General features: G+C 72.3%; 12 protein-coding genes. 7 read left to right on the forward strand and 5 right to left on the reverse strand.

Translation table 11 applies throughout. The features are described from left to right. Together metX and GD970_RS07740 are read left to right on the forward strand one after the other, a co-directional pair. Positions 1-1,234: homoserine O-acetyltransferase MetX (gene metX, locus GD970_RS07735; RefSeq protein ID WP_452179236.1), on the forward strand; the 1,234-nt coding region annotated here is incomplete at its 5' end. Positions 1,235-1,284: 50 nt separating this feature from the next. Further along, on the forward strand, positions 1,285-2,424 hold the full coding sequence (locus tag GD970_RS07740) for an alpha/beta hydrolase (RefSeq protein WP_152202320.1): 1,140 nt from the start codon (positions 1,285-1,287) through the stop codon (positions 2,422-2,424). A gap of 29 nt (positions 2,425-2,453) precedes the next feature. Here GD970_RS07740 and GD970_RS07745 read toward each other — a convergent pair whose 3' ends face one another. The 5 genes from GD970_RS07745 to GD970_RS07765 all read right to left on the reverse strand — a co-directional run bounded on the left by GD970_RS07745 (position 2,454) and on the right by GD970_RS07765 (position 11,014). Beyond that, positions 2,454-3,716 carry a restriction system modified-DNA reader domain-containing protein gene (locus GD970_RS07745; protein ID WP_152202321.1) on the reverse strand — a complete coding sequence of 421 codons (1,263 nt, stop codon included), beginning with the start codon at positions 3,714-3,716 and terminating at the stop codon, positions 2,454-2,456. 164 nt (positions 3,717-3,880) lie between these two features. Continuing rightward, on the reverse strand, positions 3,881-6,865 hold the full coding sequence (locus GD970_RS07750) for an FAD-binding and (Fe-S)-binding domain-containing protein (RefSeq protein ID WP_152202322.1): 2,985 nt from the start codon (positions 6,863-6,865) through the stop codon (positions 3,881-3,883). Between the two features lie 85 nt (positions 6,866-6,950). Further along, the gene (locus GD970_RS07755; protein ID WP_152202323.1) at positions 6,951-7,187 is read right to left on the reverse strand and encodes a FeoA domain-containing protein; all 237 of its coding nucleotides are present in this window, start codon (positions 7,185-7,187) and stop codon (positions 6,951-6,953) included. An 830-nt stretch (positions 7,188-8,017) separates the two neighbouring features. After that, positions 8,018-9,472, reverse strand: a complete 1,455-nt coding sequence (pntB, locus tag GD970_RS07760; protein WP_152202324.1) for a Re/Si-specific NAD(P)(+) transhydrogenase subunit beta — start codon at positions 9,470-9,472, stop codon at positions 8,018-8,020. Positions 9,473-9,475: 3 nt separating this feature from the next. Beyond that, positions 9,476-11,014, reverse strand: a complete 1,539-nt coding sequence (locus tag GD970_RS07765; protein ID WP_152202325.1) for a Re/Si-specific NAD(P)(+) transhydrogenase subunit alpha — start codon at positions 11,012-11,014, stop codon at positions 9,476-9,478. A gap of 292 nt (positions 11,015-11,306) precedes the next feature. Between GD970_RS07765 and GD970_RS07770 the strand changes: the two genes are divergently transcribed. The 5 genes from GD970_RS07770 to GD970_RS07790 all read left to right on the forward strand — a co-directional run bounded on the left by GD970_RS07770 (position 11,307) and on the right by GD970_RS07790 (position 16,169). After that, positions 11,307-11,999, forward strand: a complete 693-nt coding sequence (locus GD970_RS07770; RefSeq protein WP_152202326.1) for a 3-oxoacid CoA-transferase subunit A — start codon at positions 11,307-11,309, stop codon at positions 11,997-11,999. Then, positions 11,996-12,685 (forward strand): 3-oxoacid CoA-transferase subunit B, encoded by a 690-nt coding sequence (locus tag GD970_RS07775; RefSeq protein WP_152202327.1) that lies wholly within the window; start codon positions 11,996-11,998, stop codon positions 12,683-12,685. Before GD970_RS07770 ends, GD970_RS07775 begins: the two co-directional genes overlap by 4 nt. 10 nt (positions 12,686-12,695) lie before the next feature. Next, positions 12,696-13,304, forward strand: coding sequence for a biotin transporter BioY (locus GD970_RS07780; protein ID WP_193314903.1), 609 nt, complete (start codon positions 12,696-12,698; stop codon positions 13,302-13,304). Positions 13,305-13,471: 167 nt separating this feature from the next. Continuing rightward, positions 13,472-15,112 (forward strand): flavin-containing monooxygenase, encoded by a 1,641-nt coding sequence (locus GD970_RS07785; protein ID WP_152202328.1) that lies wholly within the window; start codon positions 13,472-13,474, stop codon positions 15,110-15,112. Positions 15,113-15,245: 133 nt separating this feature from the next. Then, positions 15,246-16,169: an alpha/beta hydrolase gene (locus tag GD970_RS07790; protein ID WP_152202329.1), complete on the forward strand. Its 924-nt coding sequence runs from the start codon at positions 15,246-15,248 to the stop codon at positions 16,167-16,169. Positions 16,170-16,176: the final 7 nt, after the last annotated feature.

The following is a 16,176-nucleotide window of genomic DNA, read 5'->3' on the forward strand; positions in this document are numbered from 1 at the left end:
CCCGGCGCGCGTGGGCGCGGCGGGTGCCGCGGCCGCCCCGGGCGCGGCCCCGCTCGCCCGTCGGCACGTGCGCCGCGAGGTCGACCCCGCCACCATCCCGGCCAGCGGGGCCTGGCGCGAGGGCGACGACCCGGGCCCCCGGCGCTTCGCCGACATCGGCGCCCTCCCGCTCGAGGCCGGCGGCCGGCTGCCGCACGTGCGCCTGGCGTACGAGACGTGGGGCGAGCTGAACGAGGCGGGCGACAACGCCGTCCTCGTGCTGCACGCCCTGACCGGGGACGCCCACGTGACCGCCTCCCCCGGCGACGGGACGGACGACGAGGGCTGGTGGGGCCAGGTGGTCGGGCCGGGCCGGGCCATCGACACCACCAAGTACTTCGTCGTCGCGCCCAACGTGCTCGGCGGCTGCCAGGGCTCCACCGGCCCCTCCTCCCCCGCCCCGGACGGCAGCCCCTGGGGCTCGCGGTTCCCGCTCATCACGGTGCGCGACCAGGTGGCCGCAGAGATCGAGCTCGCCGACCTGCTCGGCATCGAGCGGTGGGCCCTGGTCGTGGGCGCCTCCATGGGCGGGCACCGGGTGCTCGAGTGGGCCGTCATGGCGCCCGAGCGGGTCGACGCGATCGCCGTCGTCGCCTCCACCGCGCAGACCACCGCCGAGCAGGTGGCCTGGGCCCACGCCCAGCTCGGCGCGATCCGGCTCGACCCGAACTGGCGCGGCGGAGACTACTACGACGCCCCGCCCGGGCACGGGCCGCACGCCGGCCTCGGCCTCGCGAGGCAGATCGCCCACACCACCTACCGCAGCCCGGCCGAGCTCGAGGAGCGCTTCGGCCGGCTGCCCCAGCACGCGGAGGAGCCGCTGAGCGGGGGGCGCTACGCGGTGCAGTCCTACCTGGACCACCACGCCTCCAAGCTCGCCGTCCGGTTCGACGCCGGCAGCTACGTCACGCTCACCCAGGCGATGATCACCCACGACCTCGGCCGCGACCGCGGCGGGGTCGAGGCGGCGCTGGCCCAGGTGCGGGCGGCGACGCTGGTGGTCGCGGTGGACTCGGACCGGCTGTTCTTCCCCGACGAGTCCGAGCGGATCGCCGCCGCCGTGCCGGGCGCCGGCCCGGTGGCCTACGTGCGCTCCGACCACGGCCACGACGGCTTCCTCGTCGAGCACGACCAGGTGGCGGCGCTGCTGGGCCGGTTCCTGCGGTCCGTGGCGCCGGTGCGCGCGGCGCGCTGACCCTGGGGGCGGGGCCGTCCGGCGTCGGTGCCGCACGGCATGATGACCCCATGGCCCGCAAGACCCCCAAGACCGACGCGCCGCACGTGCCCGACGAGACGGTGCCCGAGGACGCCGTCACCTTCCCGCCGGCGCCGCCGGCCGACCGGTGGGCCGAGGACGTGCTGGGCCAGGGTTTCGAGGCGCGCACGCTGCCATTGCTCGACGACGACGAGGGCGAGGTGGTGGCGACCCTGGTGCGCCACGTGCCGGCGGACGACCCGGGCGCGCTACCGGGCACGCCGTCCTCCCCCACATTCGCTGTGCTGTACCTGCACGGGTGGAACGACTACTTCTCCCAGCGCGAGCTCGCCCGGCAGCTCGCCGCCCTGGGGGCCGCGTTCTACGCCCTGGACCTGCGCAAGTACGGCCGGTCGCTGCGCCCGCACCAGACCCGCGGGTACGTGACGAACCTGTCGACCTACGACGAGGACCTCCACGCGGCGCTGCGCGTGGTGCGCGCCGAGCACGGGGTGGGCACCGACCTGGTCCTCATGGGGCATTCCACCGGCGGGCTCACCGCGGCGCTGTGGGCGCACCGCCACCCGGGCGCGCTGCGCGCCCTCGTGCTCAACTCCCCGTGGCTGGAGCTGCAGGGCTCGGCGCTGCTGCGGGCGGTGTCCCAGCCGATCATCGGCCGCCTCGCCAAGCTGCAGCCCAAGGCGGTCATCCCGACGACGGACCTGGGCTTCTACCAGCGCACACTGCTGGGGTGGACCGAGGCCGACGGGCCGGTGCCCGAGGGCCAGGAGGACGACCCGTTCATCACCGGCTGGGCCCCCGAGCCGGCGTGGCGCCTCTCCCCCAGCGCGCCGGTGCGCCCGGGCTGGCTCGCCGCGGTGCTGGCCGGGCACGCCCAGGTCGCGGCGGGCCTGCAGATCAGCTGCCCGGTGCTGGTGATGACCTCCGGGCGCACGGTGCTCAGCCCGCGCTGGTCGCCGCAGATGCGCGAGGCCGACACGGTGCTCGACGTCGAGCAGACGCGCCGGCGCGCGCTCCAGCTCGGTGACCTGGTCACGGTCGCCCGGTTCGAGGGCGCCATCCACGACGTCACGCTCTCCGCGCGCCCGGTGCGCGAGCGGATCTACACCGAGCTGCGCCGCTGGGCGCGGGCCTACGTGCTGCGCCCGGCGGGCGAGCCGGCGCACTGAGCGCCGCGGGGCCCGTCGGGGCGCGCGGGTCAGCCCCGGCGGCGGCCGGCGCCCGTGACCCGGCCGGCCGACGCCATCAGCTCGGCGCGGGCGTCGGCCAGGCTCGGGCCGCCCTCGCCGAAGCGCCACACGCGCCAGCCGTCGACGTCGTCGCGCCCGGAGGCGGCGGTGGCGGCGAGGTCGGGGTCGTCGAAGGCGGCGCCGCTGGCCAGGCGGAGCAGGCCCTCGGTGGTGAGGGTGGCCTCGTGGCGGACGCCGCGGCGCAGCTGGACCCAGGTCAGCACCGTGTCGGCGCTCAGGGAGCCGGCGATCCGGGCGAGGTCCTCGGCCGCGGCGTCGTCGCGCTCGCGCGGGAGCGGCTCGCGGGCGGCGGCGTGCGTGCCGGCGCCGGCGGCCGCGGGCGAGGCCGCCGAGGCGGCGCCGTCCGGGGACGTGGGCGAGGTCAGTGGGGAGTGCGCCGACGGCGCGGACGCGCCGGAGCCGGCGGTGCCCGGGGACCCGGGGGTCCACGGGGACGGCGGCGTCCGGGGGGACGACGGTGTCCGCGGGGAGGCGACCGACGGCGAGACCGGCGCGGCCGGGGTCGCCGCGGAGCCGACCGGCGAGACCGGGGTGGCCGGCGAGGCCGGGCTGGCCGGGGTGGCGGGCGAGGCAGGGGTGGCCGGCGAGGCCGCCAGCTCCCGGGCCGGTGCGGCCGGCCGGCCGGAGAGCACCCGCCCCGTCTCCACGATCTCGTGCGGGCGCAGCTCGGTGACCTCGAGGAACCGGCGCCCGCTGCTCATCTGCCGCAGGGCGACCTCGTGCACCGCCACGCCGGAGGTGGTGAGCCCGGCCAGCGCGGGGCGCACCTCGTCGGCCACCGCGCCAGCGACGATGATGAGCCGCGGGCCCGGCGCCGGACGCGGCGGCATGGACTCGCGGAAGACGTTCCAGTCCCGGCGGAAGGCGCCGACGCCGCGGGGGTAGAGGTCGCCGAGCTGGGTCCACCCGAGGGAGGAGTTCCGCGCGCTGAGGGACAGGGCGGAGACCAGGGCCGCCGAGTCCAGGCGCTCGACCACCTCGACGGTGACGACCTGGCCGGAGGCGTCCATCGCGGTCAGGCGCGGGGCGGGCGGCAGGGCACCGGCGCGCGGGGTCTCCCCGTGCCAGGAGACCGGGAAGAGGGGGCGCTGGACCACCTCGAGCACCTGGTCGCGGATGGCCTGGAGGAGATCGGGCTCGAGGTCCTCACCGACCGGACGTCCGAACTGCGCGGGGACGAGGCGCCCCTCGTCGAACTCGAAGAACGGCATGCGACGTAGACCTGACCTCGCAAGGAGTGGATGGGAACTTCGCCCATCTTCTCATGGTCGGGACGAGCCGCCGCGCCCGGCCTCCCCGGCCGCCGGGCTCCTCGCCCCGCCCCGGCTCCGGCCGCCGGACTCCTCGCCCACCGCTCCGGCCGCCGGGCTCCTCCCTACCGCTGCCCGGCGAGGAGCTGGGCGAGGTGGACGCCGTGGCGGCCGGCGAGCTGCTCGGCCTGGGTGCGGCAGGAGAAGCCGTCCGCGAGGTAGACCGTCTCGGGGCCAGCCTCGCGCAGCGCGGGCAGCAGGGCGTTCTCGGCGACGGCGACGGAGGTGTCGTAGTGGCCGGCCTCCATGCCGAAGTTCCCCGCGAGGCCGCAGCAGCCGGCCAGCGTGGTCACGCGCGCCCCGGCCCGTGTCAGCAGCGCCGCGTCGGCGTCCCAGCCCATGACCGAGTGGTGGTGGCAGTGCGGCTGGGCGACGACCTCGACGCCCTCGAGCGAGGGCGGCTGCCAGTCCGGCCCGGGCCCGACCGGGGTGGGGGCGGTGAGCAGCTCGGCGAGGGTGTAGGTCTGCTCGGCCAGCATGGGCGCGCGCGGGTCCTCGGGGAGCAGGTCGAGCAGGTCCGAGCGCAGCACGGCGGTGCAGCTCGGCTCGACCCCGACCACCGGGATGCCGTTGGCCGCGTAGGGGGCCAGGACGCCGAGCAGCTCGCGCAGGCGCTTGCGGGCGCCGTCGAGCTGGCCGGTGGAGATCCAGGTCAGGCCGCAGCAGGCGGGGTCCTCGGGGACGATCACGGTGTAGCCGGCGCTCTCGAGGACGCCGACGGCGGCGCGCGCCCCGGCGGTGTCGAGGGTCTCGGAGAAGGTGTCCGCCCACAGCACGACGAAGCGGGGGGCGGCGGGGTCACGGGGGTCGCGCGCCGCCTCGGAGGCTGGCGCGGTGACCGCACCATCCGCGGTCGCCTCCGACGCGGCGGACGCCCGCTCGGCCGCCGCGTCGGCGGGAGCCGAGGCCGTCGTGCCCGGCCGGGCGGCGCCGTCGTCCCGCTGCTTCCACCAGGTGGAGAAGCGCTCCTCGGCGAAGGTGACGACGTGGCGGCGGGTGTCCATGCCGCCGGCCCAGAGCACGGCCTGCTCCAGCGGCCGGGCCTTGAGCACCGTGTTGGCCAGCCTGGCCAGCGGCGGGACGGCGGTGAGCATCCGGCTCCAGCGGGGCAGCTGGCCCAGGAGATAGTGGTTGCGCGGGCGGATCTTGCCCTTGTAGCCGCGGTAGAGGACCTCGGACTTGTACTTGGCCATGTCCACCCCGGCGGGGCAGTCGGCCGAGCAGGCCTTGCACGACAGGCACAGGTCGAGGGAGTCGATGACGGCCGGGGAGTTCCAGTCCCGCACGAGGGAGCCGTTGGTCAGCTCCTGCAGCACCCGGGCGCGGCCGCGGGTGACGTCCTTCTCGTCCTTCGTGGCCCGGTAGGACGGGCACATGAACCCGCCGGAGGCGGAGGTGTCGGCGCGGCACTTGCCCACCCCGGTGCACCGGTGCACCGCGGTGGCGAAGTCGCCGCCGTCCTCGGTGAAGGCGAAGCCGCCGCGGGCGGGGGTGCGCCGGGCGAAGGGCCTGCGCAGGTCGGCGTCGAGCGGGGCGGGGTCGACGACGACGCCGGGGTTGAGGTGGTTCACGGGGTCGAAGAGGGCCTTGACCTTGCCGAACAGCTCGAGGACCTCCGGGGCGTACATCCGGCTCAGCAGTTCCGAGCGGGCGCGGCCGTCGCCGTGCTCGCCGGAGAGGGACCCGCCGTAGGCGGCCACCAGGTCGGCGGAGGCCTCGAGGAACTCCCGCGAGGGGCCGATGCCGGCGCGGGTCTCCAGCGGCAGGTCCAGGCGCACGTGGACGCAGCCGTCGCCGAAGTGGCCGTACAGCAGCCCGTCAACGTTGCGTTCGCGCATCAGGGCGGTGAAGTCGCGCAGGTAGTCGCCGAGCTTCTCGGGCGGGACGGCGGCGTCCTCCCAACCGGGCCACGCCGGCGCGTTCGCCGGGGTGCGCCCGCCCAGCCCGGCGCCGTCGGCCCGGATGCGCCACAGGGCGGCGGCCTGCGCGCCGGCCGGGACCACCCGCACGGCGTCGGTGCCGGCGTCGGCGGCCAGGGCCCGGGCGCGGACGAGCACGTCGGCGTCAGTCTCGCCCTCCGCGGCGCCGACCTCCACCAGCAGCCACCCGCCGCCGGCGGGCAGCTCCGGCACGGCGGCCGGGCCGTGGTGGCGGCGGACGACGTCGACGAGCTGGGCGTCCAGGCCCTCGACCGCCAGCGGGTCGTGGGCCAGCAGCGCGGGGACGGCGTCGGCGGCGGTGGGCATGTCGGGGTAGCCCAGGGCCACCACCACCGGGGCCGTCGGGACGGGGACGAGGTTGACCGTCGCCTGCAGGATGGTCACGAGGGTGCCCTCGGTGCCCACGAGCATCTTGGCCAGGTCGGTGCCGCGCTCGGGCAGCAGGTGCTCGAGGGAGTAGCCGGAGACCTGCCGGCCGAAGCGGCCCAGCGCGGTGCGGATGGTGGCCAGGTTCGCCCGGACCAGGCCGTCGAGGCCCGGGACCGCGTCGAGGCTGCCGGCGCCGGCGGTGAACCGGCGCCCGGTGCCGTCCACGACGTCCAGGGCGGCGACGTTGTCGGCGGTGCGCCCGTAGGCCACCGCGTGCGGGCCGCAGGCGTTGTTGCCGATCATCCCGCCGAGGGTGGCGCGGTTCTGGGTGGAGGGGTCGGGGCCGAAGCGCAGCCCGTGCGGGGCCGCCACCGCCTGCAGGCTCGACATCACCACTCCGGGCTGGACGACGGCGGTGCGCGCCTCGGGGTCGAGGCTGACGATCTGGTTCATGTGCCGGGAGAAGTCGAGCACCACGCCGGTGCCGACGGCGTTGCCCGCCACCGACGTGCCGCCGCCGCGGGCGGTGACCGGCACCTCCAGGCGGCGGGCGACCTCGAGCGCCGCGAGCGCGTCGTCGGCGTCACGGGGGGCGACGACCACCCGCGGGGGCACCCGGTAGTTCGACGCGTCCGTCGAGTACTCGGCCCGACGGCGGGTGGAGTCGTCAACCTCCCCGTCGACCACCTGGCGCAGGGCCGCGACGACGTCGATATCGGTAGCCGTGGTCACGGCCGCCAGTCTCCCACGGGGTTCCGACCAGGCAGGGGCCGGGCCCGGGAGGTGGGACGGCTCCGTCGAGCCGGTCCCGGCGGCCGGGCGGGCGTCAGCGCACGTGCTGAGGCACCAGGGCCACGCCGACCCGGCGGGCGGTCGCGGCGTCGAGGACCATGCGGGCCCCGGCCACGGCCACCGCCACCCCGCCGAAGGCGGCGCGGCCGGTCACCCGCAGGCGCACCCCGGGGCGCAGCCCGACGCGGTGAAGCAGGGGCGGCAGGGCCGCCCCGCCGGCCACGCCGACGACCCGGACCTCGGCGCACTCACGACACCGGGAGAGCCTCATGAATGGAGATTAGGAACGTCCGGCGTGGCTCGGGGGGACGATGGTCCCGTCCCCACCCCGCCCGGTGGTCCGGCTCAAGCTCTCGTTGCGGTGGCTGCCGGGCAGGTGTGGCCGGCACGTCTGCCAAGAACGGTGTCTCCGTGTGACGTCCAGGGCCCACACAATGCGGGCATAGGAGCGCCGACGCTACCGCCGGCGAGATCCCCCGCGCACCGACCGCTCGTCCCAGAATGCGACTCCCACCCCCACCGACGGAAAAAGCCCGCCCTTAGATTGAAGGTCTGGGCTGACCTAGTTGCCTTGCGTCATCACGGGAGTGTAGGGACTCGAACCCCCGACCTTCTCAAGGATTGATTTCAACTTCGTCAGTTCCGGAAGGGCTGTTGCTAGGTAGTCCGGAAGGCCCGTCACCACCTGCAACAACTGCACAATACCAACGGTTCTGGGCTGTCCGACAGGCTCGTTCGAAACCAGGGATCGTGGGCAACGCCAGCGGTCCTGAATGTGGTGCATCCGTGGGTTCGGGGGTCATTCGTGGGGCATTCGTGAGGACTCGAGGAGATGAGCAGGTGACTGCTGAGCTCGAGACCGACACCGAACGCGCGCCGCCTGCGATGGAGAGGAGACACCTAGAGCGGGCGGCTCGAGGCCAAGCCCATGGGTTAGGGAAGCAACGACCGTGGATGACGCTCGCGAACGCCAAGCATCGCCTGCCAGCTCGTCGACGACTGCTCTCTCGTTCCTTCCTGTCGTGCTCCGGACCTCTTCGCCGCCTGTGTGAGTTGTGCGCCAACTGGAGGGGCCCGCTCACCCGCAGCCCTTTACGTGAACTAGACGGCTTTGACGATGTCCTCGACCCGTTCCTTGGCGTCGCCGAAGAGCATGCGGGTGTTGTCCTTGAAGAAGAGCGGGTTCTGGACGCCGGCGTAGCCGGTGGCCATGGAGCGTTTGAACACGATGACCTCCTTGGCGTTCCAGACCTCCAGGACGGGCATGCCGGCGATCGGGGAGCCGGGCTCTTCCAGGGCGGCGGGGTTGACGGTGTCGTTGGCGCCGATGACGAGCACGACGTCGGTGTCGTCGAAGTCGTCGTTGATCTCGTCCATCTCCAGGACGATGCCGTAGGGCACCTTGGCCTCGGCGAGCAGGACGTTCATGTGCCCGGGCAGGCGGCCGGCGACGGGGTGGATGCCGAAGCGGACGTCGACGCCCTTGTCCCGAAGCTTGCGGGTCATCTCGGCGACGGGGTATTGCGCCTGGGCGACGGCCATGCCGTAGCCCGGGGTAATCACGACCGACTTGGCGTTGGCGAGGAGCTGGGCGACCTCATTGGCCTGGACCTCGCGGTGCTCGCCGTAGTCGCGGGCCTCCCCGGCGACGGCGCCGTCGGAGCCGAAGCCGCCGGCGATGACGCTGACGAAGGAGCGGTTCATCGCCTTGCACATGATGTAGCTGAGGATCGCACCGGAGGACCCGACCAGAGACCCAGTGATGATCAGCAGGTCGTTGCTCAGCATGAAGCCGGCCGCGGCCGCTGCCCAGCCGGAGTAGGAGTTGAGCATGGACACGACGACCGGCATGTCGCCGCCGCCGATCGCGGCGACGAGGTGGAAGCCGAGCACCAGCGCGAGCACCGTCATGACCGCCACGGGGACGAGCGCGGCGCCGGAGTCGTCGAGCACGAACCAGACGAGCAGACCGGCGCAGGCCAGCAGGATGGCCAGGTTGAGCCAGTGCCGGCCGGGCAGCGCCAACGGGGCGGACTTCACCTTGGCGCTGAGCTTGAGGTAGGCGACGGCGGATCCGGTGAGCGTGACGGCACCGATGAACACGCCGAGGAACACCTCGACGGCGTGGATGGTCTCCATCCCGCTGGCCTCGGCGCCGGTCGCATCCCCGGACCCGAGGAAGGAGTTGTAGCCAACCAGCACCGCCGCCAGGCCGACGAAGCTGTGGAGCATGGCGATCAGCTCGGGCATGCCGGTCATCTCCACCGTACGTGCCTTCCAGATGCCGATGAGTGCGCCGACCGCCATCGGGGCGCCGATCAGCACCAGGGTGAGCGGCACGGAGGAGGAGAAGCCGGGCAGGGAGGTCTGGCGCAGCGCGAGCACGACCGTGGCGACCAGGGCGAGGGCCATGCCGGTCATGCCGAAGACGTTGCCCCGCTTGGCGGTCTCGTGCTTCGACAGGCCGGCGAGAGCCAGGATGAACAGGACGCCCGCGACGATGTAGGCGCCCTGGGCGAGGCCGGTCAGTCGCTCGGACGCGAGGAGGTCGGTCACGGGTCAGGCCTTCCGGAACATATCGAGCATGCGCAGCGTCACGAAGAAGCCGCCGAAGATGTTGATCGAGGCCACCAGCACCGCGACGACCGCAAGCGCCGCTACGACCGGATTGTCGCTGCCGACCTGCAAGATCCCGCCGACGACGATGATCCCGGAGATCGCGTTCGTCTCGCTCATCAACGGCGTGTGCAGGGCGTGGTGGACCTTGGAGATCACGTAGTAGCCCACGACCACCGCCAGCGCGAACACCGTGAAGTGGCTCAGGAAGGCCGGCGGGGCAGCGGTCGCCACGGCGGCGAAGGCCACCGCGGCCAACCCCGCGCCGTACAACCGGCGCCTGGGGTCCCCCGGTGGCTTGGGGGCGGCGGGCTCGACCTCGGTGGCCGACGGCACGGCGGGGGCGGCGGAGACCTGGACCGGCGGCGGCCACATCACCTCCCCGTCACGGGTGACCGTGATGCCCCGCTGGACGACGTCGCCGAGGTCCAGAACGAGCTGGCCGTCCTTGCCCGGGGTGAGCAGCTTGAACAGGTTGACGACATTGGTGCCGTAGAGCTGGCTGGCCTGCGCGGCGAGCCGACCGGCGAGGTCGGTGTAGCCCAGGATCGTCACCTGGTTCTCGGTCACGACCTTCTCATCGGCGACGGTGAGCTCGACGTTGCCGCCGCTTGCCGCGGCCATGTCGACGATCACCGACCCCGGCCGCATGCCCGCCACTGTCTCGGCGGTGATCAGCCGCGGCGCCGGGCGGCCCGGGATCAACGCGGTCGTGATCACGATGTCGGCGGCCCGCGCCTCCTGGTCGTACATCGCGGCCGTGGCCGCCGCCTGCGCGGCGGTCATCTCCTTCGCATACCCATCGGACGAGGCCGCCGCGGCCTCCATCGCCGGATCCTCGACGGTCACGAACTGCGCGCCCATCGACTCCACCTGCTCGGCCACCTCCGGGCGCACATCGAAGGCACGCACGACGGCACCCAGCGCCCCCGCAGCCCCGATCGCCGCGAGGCCGGCCACTCCAGCGCCGACCACGAAGACCCGCGCCGGGGGGACCTTGCCCGCCGCCGTGACCTGGCCGGTGAACAGCCGGCCGAACTCGTGCGCCGCCTCAATCACCGCCCGGTAGCCGGCGACGTTGGCCATGCTCGACAGGACGTCCATCGACTGGGCGCGCGAGATGCGCGGCACCGCATCCATGGCCAGCGCGGTCACTCCGGCCGCGCGCAGCTTCTCGACCAGCTCGGGGCTGCGCGCCGGCGCCATCAGGCTGATCACCGTTGCCCCAGGGCGCAGCCGCGCGATCTCCTCCTCGGTCGGGGCGTTGACCTTCACCACCACATCGCTTGACCACACCTCGACCGCGTCACCAACGGCGATCCCGGCGTCGCGGAACGCCTGGTCGGGTTGGTCCGCGCACCGGCCGGCCCCGGCCTCGACCACCACGTCGTACCCGAGCTTCGCCAGCTGCCCTGCCGTCACCGCGGTCGCGGCCACCAGCCTCTCACCGGGCCGCAACTCGCGGGGAATGCCGATACGCATCAATCACTCTTCTTTCTGCAGTGAAGCGGAGGCGACGCCTTCACCCGATGCTCAGTTGAGCTTTGGGGGCACACCGCGATGCTGCCCATCATGGCTGACAGGAGAATTCCGGAGACCCCGGCACTGCTAATGCCATGGCAACAGCCCCTGACGCTTGTCAACCATACGATCGTTTGGCTACGGTGACCATACCGTCTCTGGTCGTTCAATTACCCGTGAGACAGGTAACCCTCTGGGCACCGCGGTCCACCACGCTCCGACAGGTGCCAATGAGTCGAGATGAAGGTGTGCGGTGATTGACAAAGAGGTCACGGACGCGGCGGCGGCAGTCGCTGACGTCCCGGACGGTGCGACGCTGATGATCGGCGGCTTCGGCCCTCCCGGCCAGCCCGTGCACCTCATCGAGGCCCTCCTCGAGCTGGGCACGACGGACTTGACCGTCATCAACAACAACGCCGGCGCCGGTGGCGAAGCCATCTCCCAGCTGTTCGCCGCGCGTCGGGTCCGCAAGGTCATCTGCTCGTTCCCCAAGGCGATCGGCTCGACCGTCTTCGACGAGCTGTACCTGGCCGGCGAAATCGAACTCGAGCTCATCCCGCAGGGCACGCTCGCCGAACGGATCCGGGCTGCTGGAGCGGGCATCGGCGGCTTCTACACCCGCACGGGGTACGGGACCGAGCTGGCGGAGGGCAAGGAGGTGCGGGAGCTCGACGGCAAGCACTACGTCTTCGAACGTCCACTCGCCGCCGACTTCGCCCTCATCAAGGCTCACAGCGCCGACCCGATGGGCAACCTCGTCTACCGCAAGACCGCGCGGAACTTCGGTCCGGTCATGGCGACCGCAGCCAGGACGACCATCGCCGAGGTGGACCACGTCGTGCCGGTGGGAGCCCTCGACCCCGAGGCCATCGTGACGCCCGGGATCTACGTGGACCGCTTCATCCGATCAGTTCCGGCCGCCGCCAGGAAGGAGGCGTCCTCGTGAAACTCTCCCGTCACCAGATCGCCGCCCGAGTGGCGCAGGACATCCCGGACGGCTCCTACGTGAACCTGGGCATAGGACTGCCCACGCTGATCGCCGACTTCCTGCCCGAGGACCGCCAGGTCATCCTGCACACCGAGAACGGCATGCTCGGCATGGGACGCGCGGCCGCCCCTGGCGAGGAGGACGCCAACCTCATCAACGCCGGGAAGGTCTACGTGACCGAGGAGCCCGGCGCCGCGTACTTCCACCACGCCGACTCCTTCGCCATGATGCGCGGCGGGCACCTCGACTTCTGCGTCATGGGCGCCCTGCAGGTCTCCACCCGCGGTGACCTCGCGAACTGGCGCACCACCTCCCCCACGGCGATTCCGGGCGTGGGTGGCGCCATGGACCTCGCCGTGGGCGCGAAGCACGTCTTCGTCGTGATGGAGCTGTTCACCCGCTCCGGCGACTGCAAGCTAGTCGAGGACTGCACCTACCCGCTCACCGCGGCGGAGTGCGTCGAGCGCGTCTACACCGACGTCGCGATCTTCGCACCCGACCCCGAGGGCCTCCGCGTCCTGGAGATCTTCGACGATGTCGACCTCGAGACACTCAGCCACCAGGTCTGCCTTCCCCTTCTCGACGGGCGAGGCTCGGCTCCCACCGAGCAGCGTGCCGCCCTTGTTCCTGACTCGTCATCATGATCGGAGATTCATGACCGCCATCACTGTCCAGCCGCACGGTCGCGTGCTGGCCGACCTGCTCCCCCGCAGCGCTGCGACCAACGCCGCCCTTGTCGTCGGCGGGACGGCCCTCGTGGGCGTCCTCGCCCAGGTCTCGGTGCCGCTGTGGCCCGTCCCCATCACCGGGCAGACGCTGGGCGTCATCCTCGTCGGCGCGAGCCTCGGGGCCCGGCGCGGGGCGGCATCGCTCGCGCTCTACCTCGTCGGCGGCCTCGCGGGCCTGCCGATCTTCGCCAACTTCACCGGCGGTCCGCTGTCCGTGATGAAGCCGAGCTTCGGCTTCGTCATCGGCTTCGTGATCGCCGCGTACGCCATCGGCTGGTTCGCCGAGCACAACTGGGGCGCCACCTTCTGGAAGTCACTGGCGGCCTTCTCGATCGGCAGCGTGATCCCGTTCCTGGTCGGCGTGCCCTACCTCGGGCTGATGCTCGGCCACCTCGGGCAGCCCAACGACCTCGGCACGCTCATGGCCCTTGGCGTGACGCCGTTCCTCCTCGGCGGGGCCATCAAGGCCCTCCTTGCGGCGGGCCTCCTGCCGCTGTGCTGGAAGGCCGTGCGACGGATCGACCGCGCGCGCTGAAGCCACCAACCAACCGGTCGTTGACAGAAGGGGCGACCGGTGGTTGGTTGCCTTCAGCAACCAAACGCTCGGTAGATGCGGGGCCGCCTCTTCCCGCCAGTCCCGGAAGAGGCGGTTCCGACGACACCGGGATCAGTTTCCCACTTCACGAACCCAATGGAGAGTTCATGATGGCTACGCAGCACACCCAGAGCGGGTCCGACGTCGACGTCGTCGTCATCGGTGCCGGCTTCTCCGGACTCTACGCCACATACAAGGCCAAGCAGCTCGACCTGTCGGTTAAGGCCTTCGACGCGGGCGACGACGTCGGCGGCGTCTGGAACTGGAACCGATACCCCGGAGCCCGGACCGACTCCCTGCACCACACGTACCAGTTCTCCTTCGACAAGGAGCTACTCAACGAGTGGGCCTACTCCGAGATCCACCCCTCGCAGCCCGAGGTGCTCGAGTACCTCCACCTGGTCGCGGACCGCTACGACCTGCGCCAGCACTACACGTTCAACACCACGGTGAAGTCGGCGGTGTTCAACGAGAGCACGGGCCGCTGGGAGTTCGAGACCGACACCGGCCAGACCGCCTCGGCCAAGTACTTCCTCACCGGCATGGGCCTGGTGTCCGACCCGCACAAGCCCCGCTATCCCGGCGAGGAGACGTTCGCGGGCGAGATCTACCACACCTCCCGATGGCCCCAGGAGCCCGTCGACTTCACCGGCAAGCGGGTCGCCGTCATCGGCACAGGCTCGAGCGGTGTGCAGATCGTGCCCCAGATCGCTAAGGTCGCCTCCGAGCTGACCGTCTTCCAGCGCACCCCGAACTACTGCCCCGGCACCGGGAACCGCCCGGTGACGGCGGAGGAACTGCAGGAGATCCGGGAGAACTACGACGAGGTGTGGCGCCGCGTGCGCAACCACCCCGCCGGCTGGCCGTGGGAGCCCACCGGGCGGCTCACGCTGGAGGCCACGGAGGAGGAGCGCGAGCGCCTGTTCGAGGAGATGTGGAACCGTGGCGGGTTCTCGATCCTTTACGAGGCTTTCGACGACCTCGCCACCAACTGGGAGGCAAACGAGCTGGCGTGCGACTTCATGCGCCGCAAGATCCGCTCCATCGTCAAGAACCCGGTCGTCGCGGAGATGCTGTGCCCGGACTACCCGTACGGTGCCAAGCGGCCGCCGGCCAGCGACGGCTACTTCGAGTCCTTCAACCTGCCGCACGTGAGCCTCATCGACGTCAACGCCACACCCATCACGGCGCTCACGCCGGCCGGTATCCGCACGTCCGCCACGGACGTCGACGTCGACATCATCGTCTACGCGACCGGCTTCGACGCCATCACCGGGGCCTTCACGCGGATGGACATCCGCGGTCGCGGCGGCGAGCGGCTCAACGACCACTGGGCCCAGGGTCCGGACACCTACCTGGGGATCTCGGTCGCCGGGTTCCCGAACATGTTCATGGTCGCCGGACCGCAGAGCCCGTTCGCCAACCTGCCCCCCGGGGCGCAGCAGATCGGCGACTGGATCGGTGACCTCATGGCGTACATGCGGGAGCACGACATCGAGTTCATGGAGCCCACCCGCGAGGCCGAGGTCGCGTGGACCGCGCACCTCAACGAGGTCGCGAAGATGTCGACGGCGGGCGACGGCGAGGCCGTCAACTCCTGGTTCACCGGCGCGAACATCGAGGGCAAGGTGCGGGCGTTCAACGTCTACTTCGGTGGCGCCAACAACTACGCGGACCGGTGCGACGCCGAGGCCGCGAGCGGGTACGCCAGCTTTGTGCGCAGCGGGCGGCTCGCCGAGCTCGTCTGAGACGACGGGTGGCCGGGCACCTCGCCCGGCCACCCCACCCCGGCGTGCCGTCGGGGTGGCCAGCCGCCGTCGGTCGACGCGGAAGATTTCCCGCAGCCCCACGGGTGCGGGTGGAAAGGACAAGTGAGGAATCATGAGCGAGACCCGAGTGAGCGAGGTCCTCGTCGAGGACCAGCAGGCCGTCCTCGACGAGGTCGTGAAGATGTTCGTCGACGCCACCCCGCCGGTGGGCGCCCCCATCGAGGACTGGCGCGCCGGCTTCGAGAACATGGCCGCGAGCTTCGAGATCCCCGCCGACGCGGTCATCGAGCCCGTCGAAGCCGACGGCGTGCCCGGCCTGAAGGTGTCCGCACCCGGCGCCGCGGATGATCGCGTGATCATCCACTTCCACAGCGGCGGCTACGTGCAGGGATCGTCCACCTCCTACCGCAACTTCGCCTACCGCCTCTCCGCGGTCACCCAGGCGCCGGTGATCGTGCCGGACTACCGGCTCGCGCCCGAGAACCCGTTCCCCGCGCCTGTTGAGGACGCCACCACGGTGTACCGGTGGGCCCTGGCGCAGTGGGACGCCTCGAGGATCGTGATCAGCGGCGACTCCGCCGGCGGCGGCCTCGCCATGGCCACGCTGCTGGCCCTGCGCGACAGCGGCGCCCCGCGCCCGGCTGCCGGGGTCACCATCTCGGCGCTGCTGGACCTCGCCGGCGAGGGCCAGTCGGCCACGACCAACGCCGAGTCGGACCCGCTCATCGACCGGGCCATGGTCGTGGACATGGGCAAGGTCTATATCGGCGACATCGACCCGCACACGGAGCCATACTGCTCGCCGCTGTGGGGCCAGCACAACGACCTGCCCCCGCTGCTGCTGCTGGCCAGCAACTCCGAGGTGCTGCGCGACGACTCCGTCCGCTTCGCCGAGAGCGTGCGCGCCGCCGGCGGCTCCGCCGAGCTGTCGCTCCCCGAGGGCATGGTGCACATCTGGACCCTGTTCCCCAAGCTCGAGCAGGCCGAGGCCAGCCTCAAGGAGATCGGCGACTTCGTCCGGTCCCACCTCGGCTGAGGAGCCG

It is taken from the genome of Georgenia thermotolerans (assembly GCF_009193185.1).
Lineage (GTDB): Bacteria > Actinomycetota > Actinomycetes > Actinomycetales > Actinomycetaceae > Georgenia > Georgenia thermotolerans.

Excerpts from the sequence above, each read along its gene's own strand:
- GD970_RS07780 (WP_193314903.1), top strand. The coding sequence starts at position 12,696 with ATGACCGCCATCACTGTCCAGCCGCACGGTCGCGTGCTGGCCGACCTG.
- GD970_RS07740 (WP_152202320.1), top strand. The coding sequence starts at position 1,285 with ATGGCCCGCAAGACCCCCAAGACCGACGCGCCGCACGTGCCCGACGAG.
- GD970_RS07790 (WP_152202329.1), top strand. The coding sequence starts at position 15,246 with ATGAGCGAGACCCGAGTGAGCGAGGTCCTCGTCGAGGACCAGCAGGCC.
- GD970_RS07745 (WP_152202321.1), bottom strand. The coding sequence starts at position 3,716 with ATGCCGTTCTTCGAGTTCGACGAGGGGCGCCTCGTCCCCGCGCAGTTC.
- GD970_RS07765 (WP_152202325.1), bottom strand. The coding sequence starts at position 11,014 with ATGCGTATCGGCATTCCCCGCGAGTTGCGGCCCGGTGAGAGGCTGGTG.
- GD970_RS07755 (WP_152202323.1), bottom strand. The coding sequence starts at position 7,187 with ATGAGGCTCTCCCGGTGTCGTGAGTGCGCCGAGGTCCGGGTCGTCGGC.
- GD970_RS07785 (WP_152202328.1), top strand. The coding sequence starts at position 13,472 with ATGATGGCTACGCAGCACACCCAGAGCGGGTCCGACGTCGACGTCGTC.